Origin of the sequence: Pseudomonas sp. PICF6 (assembly GCF_009831705.1) — a bacterium.
GTDB lineage: Bacteria > Pseudomonadota > Gammaproteobacteria > Pseudomonadales > Pseudomonadaceae > Aquipseudomonas > Aquipseudomonas rhizophila.
On the sequence record NZ_WUUD01000032.1, the window covers coordinates 296802 to 309692 of the forward strand.

Consider the following 12891-nt stretch of genomic DNA (forward strand, 5'->3'; position numbering starts at 1 on the left):
GCCGCGGCCTTGACCAATGGCTTGGCTGCCGTCTTGGTGGCAGGTTTGGCTGCCGCAGTCTTGGCCGCCACTGGCGCGACCTTGGCGCCGGTGAGTTTTTCGATCTGCTTGGTCAGGGTGTCGACCTTGCTGTGCAGCGCCTTGACTTCATTGCGGCTCGGCACGCCCAGCCGAGAGATCGCGCTGTTCAGGCGCTTGTCGAAAGCCCCTTCCAGTTCGTCCCACTTGCCCAGTGCGCGATCCTTCACACCGCCGATTCGCGACTTGGCGGACTCGACGGAGTCCTTGGTGGCATCGACTTGTTTGCCGACCGCCGTCTTGGTGAGTTTTTCGGCCTTCTCGCCGTCCTTAACCAGGGACTCGAAGAGTTTGCTGCCGTCAGTGTCAATCTTCGAGTACACGCCTAAACCAGCAAGCCAGATTTTGCGGGAGTATTTTTCAATCTTCCCGGCCCACGAGCTGCCTTCTTTTTCGGTGATTTTTTTGCCAGCCATCCCGTTCTCCTTAATGTTTACGCGCGACACGTTCAAGCAATGCCGTCAGCTCATCGAGCTTAGCAGAGAGTGTCTCAACGTCATGTTTAGACGGAATGCCGATACGATTCAAGGCACTTGCAACACGGGCGTCGAATACCTTCTCGACTTTATCGAGTTGTACTTCAACCCGGGCCTTGAACGTGTTGACGTCAGTCTTGGCTTCAATCAGTTCGCTGTTGGCCGCTTCGAGTTTTCCGGCAATGTTCTTTTTGCCTTTGGTTTCAATGACTTCACCGGCTTTTACCAACTCTTGGAAGTACTCGCTGCCTTCCTGGCCGACCTTGGTGTAGGCGCCCAGGCCCGCCAGCCAGATCTTGCGCGCGTACGTTTTCACGTCGCTGAGCGTGGAAGATTCAACGTCGGTTTTTTTCTTCAAAATAACTTTGGCCATGGTGCACCTCACTCGATAACAGGTTTGAGGAACTGCCCGTACACGGTCGGGCTCAGGCACAAAGTAGTGACAATAATTAGAAACGGCACCCTAACTACTGCCACAGAATCCGAGGTGATGACTTCCCCTGTGGGAGCGAGCCTGCTCGCGATGGCGATAGACCGGCAACATTGATGTTGAATGACACGCCGCTATCGCGAGCAGGCTCGCTCCCACAGGTGAATGAGTGATGAACTTGAGTCATCTCTTCAATCAAGCCAATGCTTTATCCAACGCCTTTTCAATTTCCGTCTTGATCGTGCCGCTCATGGCCGACATCAACATGCCCAGTTCGACATCGACGCGGATCGAGTCCTCGCCCACATGCACCTCGCCTTTGACCCCGGAGCGCTTGAGCTTCAGCGTGTCGCCCGACCACTGCGGCTCCAGGCCATAGCTGTCGGACAGTTTCTGCGCCAACTGGTCGGCTTTCGCGCGGGCCGCATCCTTGCCCAGGCCGTGGGCACGCTCAACTGTTATACGGGCCATCTGATGACTCCTGTTTTATCGGGACTTGCCTGCACGTTTCTGACCCTGGCTGCGTCAAAACGTCCCGGCGGTCGCTCATCTTACCTTCAGGCTTGCCAAGACAAAGCCCTCCACCGGGATTAGAATGTCCCGCATTCTTTTTTGGTGACAGCGATATGACTGATCAGCGCAAAGGCAGCGATGCCGAACCCACCACTCACTTCGGCTTCAAGAACGTGCCGGAAAGCCAAAAGGCGGAAAAAGTCGCTGAGGTTTTCCACTCGGTAGCCGCCAAATATGACTTGATGAACGATCTGCTCTCGGGTGGCATGCACCGTCTGTGGAAGCGTTTCGCGATCGAACTGTCGGGTGTGCGCAGCGGCAATCGGGTGCTGGACATCGCCGGCGGCACCGGCGACCTGACGAAGAAGTTCTCTCACATTGTCGGGCCGACCGGTCAGGTGGTGCTCGCTGACATCAACGAGTCCATGCTCAAGGTCGGTCGTGACCGCCTGCTGGACCTGGGTGTGGCCGGCAATGTCGAGTTCGTCCAGGCCGACGCCGAGAAGCTGCCCTTCCCTGACAACCATTTCGATTGCGTCACCATCGCCTTCGGCCTGCGCAACGTCACCCACAAGGAAGACGCCCTGCGCTCGATGCTACGAGTCCTCAAGCCCGGCGGCCGTCTGCTGGTACTGGAATTCTCCAAGCCGACCAACGCGCTGATGTCCAAGGCCTACGACGCCTACTCGTTCGCCTTCATGCCACTGATGGGCAAGCTGATCACCAACGACTCGGAAAGCTATCGCTACCTGGCCGAATCGATCCGCATGCACCCGGATCAGGAAACCCTGAAGTCGATGATGGTCGAGGCCGGTTTCGACCGCGTGACCTACCACAACATGACCTCGGGCATCGTGGCCCTGCACCGCGGTATCAAGCCCTGATGCTGCTCACCGGCCTGCTCGCCAGCGTCGAACTCGGCGTCAATCGCGTCCTGCGCCTGGACAGTACGGCGCTGGCGCGCCTGGCGCACTTGAGCGGCAAGGTGATTGCGGTGGATTGCCGCAGCCCCGCATTGCGGCTGTTCATCCTGCCCAGCGACGAAGGCCTGATGCTCGCTGCACACTGGGAAGCCGAGGCCCACTGCACCCTGCGTGCCCCGGCATCGAGCCTGGTGAACCTGGCCCTGAGCAAGGACAAGACCGCCGTGCTGCATGGCCCTGAGGTGGAACTGGACGGCGACAGCGGCGTGCTGCTGGAGCTGGCGGCGATTCTCCAGGACCTGGAGCTGGACTGGGAATATGAAGTATCCCGCTGGCTCGGGCCGGTGGCCACTCAGCTACTCAGTGGCCATCTGCGCAGCCGCACTCGCTGGTATCGCCAAGGCTTCGCCAGCCTGGGGCAGAATCTGAGTGAATACCTGGCCGAGGAATCGCGTACTCTCGTAGGCCAACGCGAAGCCGACGCCCGCTTTAATGAACTGGACCAGATCAAACTTGACCTGGAACGTCTCGAGGCGCGTTTCGAGCGCCTTTCCCGCTCCCTTGAAACCAAGCGATAACGCATGAAGCTGCTTGCCGTCCGCCGTTTGTTGCGCATCCAGCGCGTCGTGATCCGCTATCGCCTCGATGACCTGCTGTTCGCCCTGCCGCTGCCCTGGTTTTTGCTGGCGCTGCGCTTCGTGCTGCCGTGGCGCTGGTTTCCCCGGCGAACGCTGGACCTGAGTCGCGGCGCACGCCTGCGCCTGGCCTTGCAGGACCTGGGACCGATCTTCATCAAGTTCGGGCAGATCCTCTCGACTCGTCGCGACCTGTTGCCCGAAGACATCGCCGATGAATTGATGATGCTTCAAGACCGCGTGCCGCCGTTCGATTCAAAGGTGTCGGTGGCCCTGATCGAAGAGCAACTGGGCAAGAAGATCAGCGAAGTGTTCAGCCGTTTCGACGTCGAACCGCTGGCCTCGGCCTCCGTGGCCCAGGTTCACGCTGCGCAGCTCAAGAGCGGCGAAGAAGTGGTGGTGAAGGTTATCCGCCCGGGTCTCAAGCCGATCATTGCCCAGGACCTGGCGTGGCTGTTCATTCTCGCCCGGGCCGCCGAGCGGCTGTCGGCCGATGCGCGCCTGTTGCACCCGGTTGACGTGGTCCTGGATTACGAAAAAACCATTTACGACGAACTCGATCTGCTGCGCGAAGCCGCCAACGCCAGCCAACTGCGGCGTAACTTCGAAGGCTCGCCGCTGCTCTATGTGCCGCAAGTCTATTGGGACTGGTGCCGTCCGAAAGTGTTGGTGATGGAGCGTATCTACGGCATCCAGGTCACCGACCTGGCGACCCTGGCCGACCAGCGCACCGACATGAAACTGCTGGCCGAGCGCGGCGTGGAAATCTTCTTCACCCAGGTGTTCCGCGACAGCTTCTTCCACGCCGACATGCACCCGGGGAATATCTTTGTCAGCACCGTGCAACCGTGGAGCCCGCAATACATTGCCATCGACTGCGGCATCGTCGGCAGCCTGACTCCCGAAGACCAGGACTATCTGGCCCGCAACCTGTTCGCCTTCTTCAAGCGCGACTACCGCCGCGTCGCGCAACTGCACATCGACTCCGGCTGGGTGCCGGCCGAGACCAAACTCAACGAATTCGAAGCGGCGATCCGCACGGTATGCGAACCGATCTTCGAAAAACCGTTAAAAGATATTTCATTCGGCCAGGTGCTGATGCGCCTGTTCCAGACCGCGCGTCGCTTCAATATGGAGGTTCAGCCGCAGTTGGTACTGTTGCAGAAAACCTTGCTGAACATCGAAGGCCTTGGTCGCCAGCTATACCCGGACCTGGACCTGTGGAACACCGCCCAGCCGTTCCTCGAACGCTGGATGCGTGAGCGCGTGAGCCCCAAAACCTTGCTGGGCAACGTGCAGAGCCAGTTCGAGCAGCTCCCGCACCTGGCCAACATGACCCGCGACCTGCTCGAACGCATGTCCCAACCCCACGCCCACGATCCCGCGCCGCCGTGGAAAGAGCGCGGGGACGACTGGTTCATGCGCCTGCTCGGCGCCGCTCACCTGGGTGGCGGTGCAGTACTGGCGAGCGGGGGCCCGTTGAGTCAGCTGGGCCACTGGCCCGCCGGCATCATGGTCATCGTTGGTTTGTATCTGGTCGTTCGTCGATAGCCAGCACCGGTTCACGCTGGCACACTGTTTCAAGGCTGGGCCCGTCGACTTGAGATGCGCGGCCCATTGTCGGAGTCGAAGATGAAAAACTGGCAGGACGAGATCAAATGGGACGCTGACGGCCTGGTGCCGGCCATCGCCCAGGATCACAAGACCGGGCGCGTGCTGATGATGGCCTGGATGAACCGTGAAGCGCTGGCCCTGACCGCCGCTGAGAACCGCGCCATCTATTGGTCACGTTCGCGTGGCAAGCTGTGGCGCAAGGGTGAAGAGTCCGGGCACGTGCAGCACCTGCACGAGATGCGCCTGGACTGCGACGGCGACGTCATCATCCTGATGGTCGAGCAGGTCGGTGAGATCGCCTGCCACACCGGCCGTCAAAGCTGCTTCTATCGCGTCTTCGAGAACGGCGACTGGAAAACCGTCGACCCGGTGCTCAAGGACCCGCACGCCATTTATTCAGGACATACCCATGAGTGACACCCTGACCCGCCTGGCCCAGGTGCTGGAAGAGCGCAAAGGCGCAGCGGCCGACAGTTCCTATGTCGCCAGTCTGTACCACAAGGGTTTGAACAAGATTCTGGAAAAGGTCGGTGAAGAGTCGGTCGAGACCATCATCGCCGCCAAGGACGCCGCCATCAGCGGCGACTGCAGTGACGTGATCTACGAGACCGCCGACCTGTGGTTCCATAGCCTGGTCATGCTTGCCCAACTGGGGCAGCACCCGCAGGCTGTACTGGATGAACTGGACCGTCGTTTCGGTCTGTCCGGGCACGTCGAGAAAGCCTCGCGTCCGTCCGCCTGATCAACTTACGAGAGGAATAGCCACATGGGTATTTTTGACTGGAAACACTGGGTCGTCATTCTGGTGGTCGTGGTACTGGTGTTCGGCACCAAGAAACTCAAGAACCTGGGCACTGACGTTGGCGAGTCGATCAAGGGCTTTCGCAAGGCCATGAACGACGACGAAAAACCGGCCGACCCGGCAGCGACGCCCGCTCAACCAGCGCAGCCGAGCCAACCGGTTCACCCACAGGCCACTCAACCTGTGAATGCCCCGCACACCATCGATGTGCAGGCACAGAAAGTCGAAGAGCCGGCCCGCAAAGACTCGTGAGCACTGACTAATGTTTGGGATCAGCTTCACTGAACTGCTGCTCGTCGGCCTCGTCGCCCTGCTGGTACTGGGCCCCGAGCGGCTGCCGGGCGCTGCGCGCACCGCAGGTCTATGGATCGGGCGGCTCAAGCGCAGCTTCAATGCGATCAAACAGGAAGTTGAACGTGAAATCGGGGCCGACGACATTCGTCGGCAACTGCACAACGAACACATTCTGTCTCTGGAGCAGGAAGCGCGGAAAATCTTCACCCCGACCCAGCAGGAGCCGACACCGGTTCAGCCGGCGGTCGAGCCGACGATTGCCCCCCAGGCGCCGGTGGATGACACGCCGCCTGTAGCAGCCGCGCCCGCGAACCCCGTGGAGCCCGCCCCGACAGTGGCGGCACCAGCCGTTCCTAACGACCCTACTTTGCCGCCGCGAGCCCCATGAGCGATATTCCTGAAAACGACCAGCCGATGCCGCTGGTATCGCACCTCACCGAGTTGCGCACCCGCCTGTTGCGTTGCGTGGCGGCGATTTTCGTCATCTTCGCCGGGCTGTTTGCCTTCACCCAACAGATCTACACCTTCGTTTCCACACCGCTGCGCCAGTACCTGCCGGAAGGCGCGACGATGATCGCCACCGACGTGTCGTCACCGTTCCTGACGCCGCTCAAGCTGACGATGATGGTCTCGTTGTTCCTGGCGATCCCGGTGATCCTGCACCAGATCTGGGGCTTCATCGCGCCAGGCCTGTACAAGCATGAAAAACGCGTTGCCGTGCCGCTGCTGGTGTCCAGCATTCTGCTGTTCTACACCGGCATGGCCTTCGCCTACTTCTTCGTATTCCCGTTGATCTTCAAGTTCTTTGCCGCCGCCACTCCCGCGGGCGTGGAAATGATGACCGACATCACCAGCTACCTGGATTTCGTCATGACGCTGTTCTTCGCCTTCGGCGTGGCGTTCGAAATCCCAGTAGCCGTGGTACTGCTGGTGTGGATCGGCGTGGTCGACGTTGCGTACCTGAAGAAAATTCGTCCGTACGTGATCATCGGCTGCTTCGTGGTCGGCATGATCCTGACCCCGCCGGACATCTTCTCCCAGACCCTGCTGGCCGTGCCGATGTGGCTGCTGTTCGAGATCGGCATCCTGTTCGGCGGTCTGGTGCGCAAGCGCCGGGAAGAAGCAGACGATCAGCCGGTCGACGACCATAACGACCAGCCGCCAGCGACCCAAGCGTGAACCTGCTGCTGCTTGAAGAGGCCGACTTCATCGGGCCTGACCGCGTCGTGCTGAGCGATCGCCGCTTGACCCACATGCAGCAAGTGCACCGTAGCGCCGTCGGTGACAGCCTGCGGGTCGGGCGTATCGGCGGGTTGATGGGCACGGCCCAGGTGCTGCGCCTGGAAGCCCATGAAGCCGAACTGCAAGTGACACTCGACCAACCTGCGCCGGTCAAGCTGCCACTGACACTGGTGCTGGCCCTGCCTCGACCGAAAATGCTCCGGCGAGTGTTCCAGACCATCGCCAGCATGGGCGTGCCGCGCGTGGTACTGGTCAACAGTTACCGCGTGGAAAAGAGCTTCTGGCAGACCCCGTTCCTGGAGCCCGAGGCCATTCGCGAACAACTGATCCTTGGCCTGGAGCAGGCGCGCGACAGCGTGCTGCCAGAGATCATCATTGAAAAGCGCTTCAAGCCCTTCGTTGAAGACCGCCTGCCGGCCATGGCGAACGGCACCTGCGGTCTGGTCGGCCATCCGGGGAACTACCCCCCCTGCCCTCGCGCGCTGGAGGAACCCGTGACCCTCGCCATCGGCCCCGAAGGCGGCTGGATTCCTTACGAAATCGACCTGCTGGCCAAGGCCGGACTGCAACCGGTACAACTGGGCGAACGCATCCTGCGCGTCGAAACCGCCGTTACCGCGCTGCTCGCACGGTTGTTCTGACCCCCTGCCGCTTGCACGTTTTTTGTGGCGAGCGCCAGGATTCTCAGTTCATTTCTACAGATCCCTCCCGCCCCGCCGATACAGCTCCCATAAAACCAATTCAGTGCAGCAAGGGAGAAATCAGCATGTTCCGAATGCTTACCCAGAGTCTGGGAAACGTAAGCGTCAATCGCAAACTCGGCTTCGGCTTCGGTCTGGTGCTATTTCTAACCTTGATGATCGCTTTCACCGGCTGGAGCGGCCTGGGCAATGTCATTAGCCGTGGCGACAAGCTGGGCTACATTTCCAGCCTGAACGAGTTGAGCAAGGACCTGCGCCTGGCACGCCTGGACTACTACACCACGCGGGGTGAAAACGGTCCGCAGGAAGTCAACGATCTGCTTGCCAAACTCGAGACCGGCCTGACCGCAGCCCGCCAGATGATCGAGCAGCCGGCCGACGTGGCGCTGATCGACAAACAACTGGCCGCTGTGGCCGAGTACAAAAGCGCCTTCGCCGAGATGGCCAGCGCCACCGTCAGTCGCGAAGATGCCCGCAGCAAACTCGGCGCCAGCGCCGACAACGCCGTGGCCCGCGTCGCCGAGGTTGAAAAAGCCACGCTGCAAAGCGAGAACGTCGCCCAATTCAACAGCGTGGTATCCCTGAGCAAGGCGATCCAGCAAGCGCGTTATCAGGTTCGCGGCTACACCTACAGCGGTAAGAACGAAGCCCAGCAACCGGCCCTTGACGCCATTACCGATGCCCTCAAACTTCTCGCACGCCTACCGGCGCAGTTGCCTGAGGAGCACTCCGCCAACCTGCAGCAAGCCAGCGATTCGATCAACGCCTACCGTGCGGCGGTCAGTCAGTTTCGCGATTCCCAGCTTGATACCGCCGCGGCGCTCAAGCGCATGACCGAGCAAGGCGAAGTATTGCTTGAGTCCAGCAAAAGCCTGACCGTGTCCCAGACCGCCGTGCGCGACCAGGACGCCGCCCAGGCCAAGACCGTCCTGGTATCGGCTGCCGTGCTGGCCATGTTGTTCGGCGTGATCGCAGCATTGGTCATCACCCGGCAGATCGTCGGCCCGCTGGACCAGACCCTCAAAGTCGCCGAGCGCATTGCCGCGGGCGACCTGACCCACAACCTCACCTCCGAGCGCCGCGACGAACTCGGTCAATTGCAGCGCGCTATGCAGAGCATGACCGTGGGCCTGCGGCAGTTGATCGGCGGCATCAGCGACGGCGTTACACAAATCGCCAGCGCCGCCGAACAACTCTCGGCCGTGACCGAGCAGACCAGCGCCGGGGTCAACAGCCAGAAAGTGGAAACCGACCAGGTCGCCACCGCCATGCACGAAATGACCGCCACGGTGCAGGAAGTGGCGCGCAATGCCGAGGAAGCTTCCGAAGCGGCCGTCGCGGCTGACCAGCAGGCACGCGAGGGTGAAAAAGTGGTCGGCGAAGCCATCGCCCAGATCGAACGCCTAGCCCTCGAAGTGGGTAACTCCACCACAGCCATGGGCGACCTCAAGCGCGAAAGCGACAAAATCGGCAGCGTGCTGGACGTGATCAAGTCCGTAGCCCAGCAAACCAACCTGCTGGCCCTCAACGCGGCCATCGAAGCGGCCCGTGCGGGCGAAGCCGGACGTGGTTTCGCGGTGGTGGCTGACGAGGTCCGCAGCCTGGCCCAGCGCACCCAGAAGTCCACAGAAGAAATCGAAGAACTGATCGTCGGCCTGCAGTCAGGCACCGAGCAGGTCGCGACCATCATGGACAACAGCCGCAGCCTGACCGACAACAGCGTCGAACTGACCCGCCGCGCCGGTGGATCCCTGGAAAACATCACCCGCACGGTCTCGGCCATTCAGTCGATGAACCAGCAGATCGCCGCTGCGGCCGAGCAGCAGAGTGCCGTGGCCGAGGAGATCAACCGCAGCGTGCTGAATGTGCGCGATGTGTCGGAGCAAACTGCGTCGTCCAGTGAAGAGACGGCCGCTTCGAGCGCTGAATTGGCCCGGTTGGGGGTTCATTTGCAGACGTTGGTGGGGCGGTTCAGGGTTTGATGACTTGGGACTGCTTACTTGAGTTTTGTGTATATCCGTTGCTGCGGTAACGGCGGCAATGGATATGTACTCAGTCAACAAAACCCTGGCCGGCTATCAGCCCGACTTCGCGAACAAGCCCGCTCCTACAGGTACCGTGTCTGACCTAGCTTTTTGCCAACCCCGAGGCAACGACCAACTCTTCCAGGGCCAACAAATCCGGCACCTTCGCCACATGCTCGCCCACTTGTACCGCCGCCTGTTCCAGCCCACACAGCGGTACATCGACGTAGCTCAACTGGGTGTCGAGTTTGTAGGAACGCGGGATACCCTGGACCAGCAGCGCAATGAACCGCAACTCCGGGCGCCCGCCCAGGGCATTGAGCACGACGATGCGCGCACGCTCGCCGATCACGGTTTTCTGGCCGCAGGCCGACTCGAAACTCAGCAACGGGATTTGCCGTTCGCGCCAGCTCACCCAACCCAGGAACCACGGCGGAGTGTCCATATCGAACGCGCTGCTCTGGTAGTCGATCAGCTCGGCCACGGCCACGTTGGGTAAAATCAGGTGCCGGTCGGCCAGGGGTAGCAGCAGCCCAGTGATGTGCCCGGTGCGCGGGTGAAGGTCATGCATGGGTTTTGCTCCAGCGGGCGATGCTGTCGAGCAGCACCGATTCCTGGTACGGCTTGCCCAGGTAGTCGTTGACGCCGATGGCCATGGCGCGGTCGCGGTGTTTCTGGCCGGTGCGGGAGGTGATCATGATGATCGGCAGGTGGGCCAGGCGCGGGTCATTGCGTACTTGCGTGGCCACTTCGAAGCCGTCCATGCGCGGCATTTCGATGTCCAGCAACATCAGGTCGGGGGAGTGTTCGGCCAGCAGCGCCATGGCATCCACGCCATCCTTGGCGGTGAGCACGTGCATGCCGTGGCGCTCCAGCAGGCGGCTGGTGACCTTGCGGACCGTCACCGAGTCGTCCACCACCAGCACCAGCAATGCTCGCGGGTGTTCGCCCTCGCCTTGCGCCGCTGCCGGGCGGCGTGGGACCTGATGAGGCAAGGCGCGGATCGGCGCCAACAGGTCGAGAATCAACACCACCCGGCCATCGCCCAGGATCGTCGCCCCCGACAAGCCCTGCACCGCCGAAAATTGCGGGCCGAGGCTCTTGACCACGATCTCCCGGGTCCCAGCGGTAGCGTCCACTTGCACCGCGATATGCCGCTCGCTGCATTGCATCAGCAGCACCGGCAACGGTTGGCTCTGGCCCAACAGTTTCGGGCGAGCGCCGGTTTTCAATAGCTCACCCAGGTAGCACAGCTCATAGCGTTGCCCGGCGTAGGTGTAGGTCGGCGGGTCGAGCTGGTAATAGCCATCCAGTTCAGCGGGCAACACCCGGACGATACTTTCGATGGTGTTCAGTGGGATCGCGTACTGGTCTTCGTGACATTGCACCATCAACGCCCGGTTCACCGCCACGGTAAACGGCAGGCGAATGCGGAAATGCACGCCCTGCCCCGGTGTGGAGTCGATGACCATGCTGCCGCCCAGTTGCCGCACCTCTTCGTGGACCACGTCCATGCCGACGCCGCGCCCGGAAATCTGGGTGATTTTTTCGGCGGTGGAAAAGCCCGGCTGCAAGATGAATTGCAGCACGTCGCGGTCGCTGATGTCGCTGTCCGGTGCCAGCAGACCACGCTTGATCGCCTTGCTGCGCACCGCCTCCAGCGGCACGCCGGCGCCGTCGTCGCGAATGTCGAAAATGATGTCGCCACCTTCCCGGGACAGGTCGAGGCTGATGCGCCCCCGGGCCGGTTTCCCGGCAGCGATGCGCACGTCGGCTGGCTCCAGGCCGTGGTCGACGGCGTTGCGCAGCATATGCTCCAAGGGCGCGGCCATGCGCTCCAGCACGCTACGGTCCATTTCGCCTTCAGCATTGCCAACCACGAACTCCACGTCCTTGCCCAACTCCTGCGCCACTTGCCGCACGATGCGTTTGAGGCGCGGCAACATGCGCTCGAACGGCACCATGCGCGTGCGCATCAACCCTTCCTGAAGTTCGGTATTGACCCGCCCCTGCTGTTGCAGCAGGTTCTCAGCGTCGTGATTGCTGCGTTCGAGGGTTTCCTTGAGATCGAGCAAGTCCGAGGCCGATTCGAACAGCGCCCGGGACAATTGCTGCAACTGGGAATGCCGGTCCATCTCCAGCGGGTCGAATTCTTCGTAGCCCAGGCGCTCGGCCTCGACCTGCTGGCGACTGAGGATCCGGCCCTGGGTTTCGGTATCAAGACGGCGCAACTGGTCGCGCATGCGCTCGATAGTGGTTTCCATCTCGCCCAGGGCCACGCGCGCGTCGTTGACCTGCTGTTCGATACGCCCACGGAAAATCGAGGTTTCCCCAGCCAGGTTCACCAGGTCGTCAAGCAATTCGGCGGAGACTTTGACCATGTCCGCGCCGTCGCTCGGGGTGCCGGTCTCAGGCCTTGTGGGTGCAGGCGGCGGGGTCGGGGCCGGTTCCGGCGCGGGGACGACTTTGGGCGTCTCGCTGTCCTGCGGATGATTCACCGCCTGGATCTGCGCGATCAGCCGGTCGGCAACAGGGCACGGGTGGCCGGCGCGTACCGCATCGAGCATCTGCGCCAGCCGGTCATGGCTGCTTTGCAGCAAGGCGAACAGCGCTGGTGTCGGTTGGAGCAGCCCCGCCGACAAGCCTTCATAGAGATTTTCCAGCTCATGGGCCAGGTCGCCGATGGGGACGATTTCCACCATCCGCGCACCACCCTTGAGGGTGTGCAAATCCCGCAACAGCGTTTCCAGGGCCTGGCGGTTCGACGGTTCGTCCTGCCAGCGCAGCAGCGCTGAGCCTGCGCTGTCGAGAATGTCAAAACCTTCTTCGAGGAAGATTTCCAGCAGCTCCGGGTCATGTCCGGCCCCCTCGCCCTGGATCGCCCCTGCCGAATCGATTGGGTTCGGCTTGTCCTGACGGAACCGGCGAATGGCGTCGATCAGCGCAACGGGATCGCCCAACGGCTGGCCCTGCTGCAACTGCCCGAGCAGCAGATCGAGGCGTTCGTGACTGCTGCTGAGCAGTTGCTCGAGTTCCTCGCTGTGGCTGTAACGGCGGTCCACCAGCCCTTCGTAGAGATTTTCCAGCTCCTGGGCCAGGTCGCTCACCGGCCGGATATCGGCCATTCGTGCGCCGCCCTTGAGGGTGTGCAAGTCGCGT

14 protein-coding genes and 1 pseudogene are annotated in these 12891 nt (G+C 61.7%); 10 read left to right on the plus strand and 5 right to left on the minus strand.

Annotated features, from left to right (window positions below; genetic code table 11):
- From GSM73_RS27760 to GSM73_RS21885, 3 genes are all read right to left on the minus strand, one after another.
- Positions 1 to 494 (minus strand): phasin family protein (locus GSM73_RS27760; RefSeq protein ID WP_256677043.1); only part of this gene is annotated, 494 nt, incomplete at its 3' end.
- A gap of 10 nt (positions 495 to 504) precedes the next feature.
- The gene (locus GSM73_RS21880) at positions 505 to 927 is read right to left on the minus strand and encodes a phasin family protein (RefSeq protein WP_047225983.1); all 423 of its coding nucleotides are present in this window, start codon (positions 925 to 927) and stop codon (positions 505 to 507) included.
- Between the two features lie 252 nt (positions 928 to 1179).
- Complete coding sequence (locus GSM73_RS21885; protein WP_160893812.1) at positions 1180 to 1455, minus strand: polyhydroxyalkanoic acid system family protein; 276 nt, start codon at positions 1453 to 1455, stop codon at positions 1180 to 1182.
- 155 nt (positions 1456 to 1610) lie between these two features.
- Here GSM73_RS21885 and ubiE point away from each other — a divergent pair, with 155 nt between their 5' ends.
- The 10 genes and pseudogenes from ubiE (at position 1611) to GSM73_RS21935 (ending at position 9690) form a co-directional block, all read left to right on the plus strand.
- On the plus strand, positions 1611 to 2381 hold the full coding sequence (gene ubiE / locus GSM73_RS21890) for a bifunctional demethylmenaquinone methyltransferase/2-methoxy-6-polyprenyl-1,4-benzoquinol methylase UbiE (RefSeq protein WP_047225985.1): 771 nt from the start codon (positions 1611 to 1613) through the stop codon (positions 2379 to 2381).
- A pseudogene (locus GSM73_RS21895) lies at positions 2381 to 3005 on the plus strand (SCP2 domain-containing protein). Before ubiE ends, GSM73_RS21895 begins: the two are co-directional and overlap by 1 nt.
- Positions 3002 to 4606 (plus strand): ubiquinone biosynthesis regulatory protein kinase UbiB, encoded by a 1605-nt coding sequence (gene ubiB, locus GSM73_RS21900; RefSeq protein ID WP_047225986.1) that lies wholly within the window; start codon positions 3002 to 3004, stop codon positions 4604 to 4606. Before GSM73_RS21895 ends, ubiB begins: the two are co-directional and overlap by 4 nt.
- A gap of 81 nt (positions 4607 to 4687) precedes the next feature.
- Positions 4688 to 5086, plus strand: coding sequence for a phosphoribosyl-AMP cyclohydrolase (gene hisI, locus GSM73_RS21905; RefSeq protein ID WP_003196931.1), 399 nt, complete (start codon positions 4688 to 4690; stop codon positions 5084 to 5086).
- Positions 5079 to 5411: a phosphoribosyl-ATP diphosphatase gene (locus tag GSM73_RS21910; protein WP_003186671.1), complete on the plus strand. Its 333-nt coding sequence runs from the start codon at positions 5079 to 5081 to the stop codon at positions 5409 to 5411. The genes hisI and GSM73_RS21910 overlap by 8 nt, the downstream gene beginning before the upstream one ends.
- A gap of 24 nt (positions 5412 to 5435) precedes the next feature.
- Positions 5436 to 5723 (plus strand): twin-arginine translocase TatA/TatE family subunit, encoded by a 288-nt coding sequence (locus GSM73_RS21915; protein WP_047225988.1) that lies wholly within the window; start codon positions 5436 to 5438, stop codon positions 5721 to 5723.
- Positions 5724 to 5733: 10 nt separating this feature from the next.
- Positions 5734 to 6153, plus strand: a complete 420-nt coding sequence (gene tatB / locus GSM73_RS21920; RefSeq protein ID WP_047225989.1) for a Sec-independent protein translocase protein TatB — start codon at positions 5734 to 5736, stop codon at positions 6151 to 6153.
- The gene (tatC, locus tag GSM73_RS21925) at positions 6150 to 6944 is read left to right on the plus strand and encodes a twin-arginine translocase subunit TatC (protein ID WP_076383016.1); all 795 of its coding nucleotides are present in this window, start codon (positions 6150 to 6152) and stop codon (positions 6942 to 6944) included. The genes tatB and tatC overlap by 4 nt, the downstream gene beginning before the upstream one ends.
- Positions 6941 to 7648, plus strand: coding sequence for a 16S rRNA (uracil(1498)-N(3))-methyltransferase (locus GSM73_RS21930; protein ID WP_160893814.1), 708 nt, complete (start codon positions 6941 to 6943; stop codon positions 7646 to 7648). The genes tatC and GSM73_RS21930 overlap by 4 nt, the downstream gene beginning before the upstream one ends.
- 134 nt (positions 7649 to 7782) lie before the next feature.
- Positions 7783 to 9690, plus strand: coding sequence for a methyl-accepting chemotaxis protein (locus GSM73_RS21935; protein WP_370695183.1), 1908 nt, complete (start codon positions 7783 to 7785; stop codon positions 9688 to 9690).
- Between the two features lie 145 nt (positions 9691 to 9835).
- Here the strand turns inward: GSM73_RS21935 and GSM73_RS21940 are convergent, their stop codons facing one another.
- Both GSM73_RS21940 and GSM73_RS27765 read right to left on the minus strand, forming a co-directional pair.
- On the minus strand, positions 9836 to 10303 hold the full coding sequence (locus tag GSM73_RS21940; RefSeq protein ID WP_047225993.1) for a chemotaxis protein CheW: 468 nt from the start codon (positions 10301 to 10303) through the stop codon (positions 9836 to 9838).
- The coding region (locus GSM73_RS27765) for a response regulator (protein WP_256677044.1) at positions 10296 to 12891 on the minus strand (2596 nt) is incomplete at its 5' end. The genes GSM73_RS27765 and GSM73_RS21940, both read right to left, overlap by 8 nt.

Coding starts and splice junctions, on each gene's coding strand:
- GSM73_RS21880 (WP_047225983.1), bottom strand. CDS start 927: ATGGCCAAAGTTATTTTGAAGAAAAAAACCGACGTTGAATCTTCCACG.
- GSM73_RS21885 (WP_160893812.1), bottom strand. CDS start 1,455: ATGGCCCGTATAACAGTTGAGCGTGCCCACGGCCTGGGCAAGGATGCG.
- ubiE (WP_047225985.1), top strand. CDS start 1,611: ATGACTGATCAGCGCAAAGGCAGCGATGCCGAACCCACCACTCACTTC.
- ubiB (WP_047225986.1), top strand. CDS start 3,002: ATGAAGCTGCTTGCCGTCCGCCGTTTGTTGCGCATCCAGCGCGTCGTG.
- hisI (WP_003196931.1), top strand. CDS start 4,688: ATGAAAAACTGGCAGGACGAGATCAAATGGGACGCTGACGGCCTGGTG.
- GSM73_RS21910 (WP_003186671.1), top strand. CDS start 5,079: ATGAGTGACACCCTGACCCGCCTGGCCCAGGTGCTGGAAGAGCGCAAA.
- GSM73_RS21915 (WP_047225988.1), top strand. CDS start 5,436: ATGGGTATTTTTGACTGGAAACACTGGGTCGTCATTCTGGTGGTCGTG.
- tatB (WP_047225989.1), top strand. CDS start 5,734: ATGTTTGGGATCAGCTTCACTGAACTGCTGCTCGTCGGCCTCGTCGCC.
- tatC (WP_076383016.1), top strand. CDS start 6,150: ATGAGCGATATTCCTGAAAACGACCAGCCGATGCCGCTGGTATCGCAC.
- GSM73_RS21935 (WP_370695183.1), top strand. CDS start 7,783: ATGCTTACCCAGAGTCTGGGAAACGTAAGCGTCAATCGCAAACTCGGC.
- GSM73_RS21940 (WP_047225993.1), bottom strand. CDS start 10,303: ATGCATGACCTTCACCCGCGCACCGGGCACATCACTGGGCTGCTGCTA.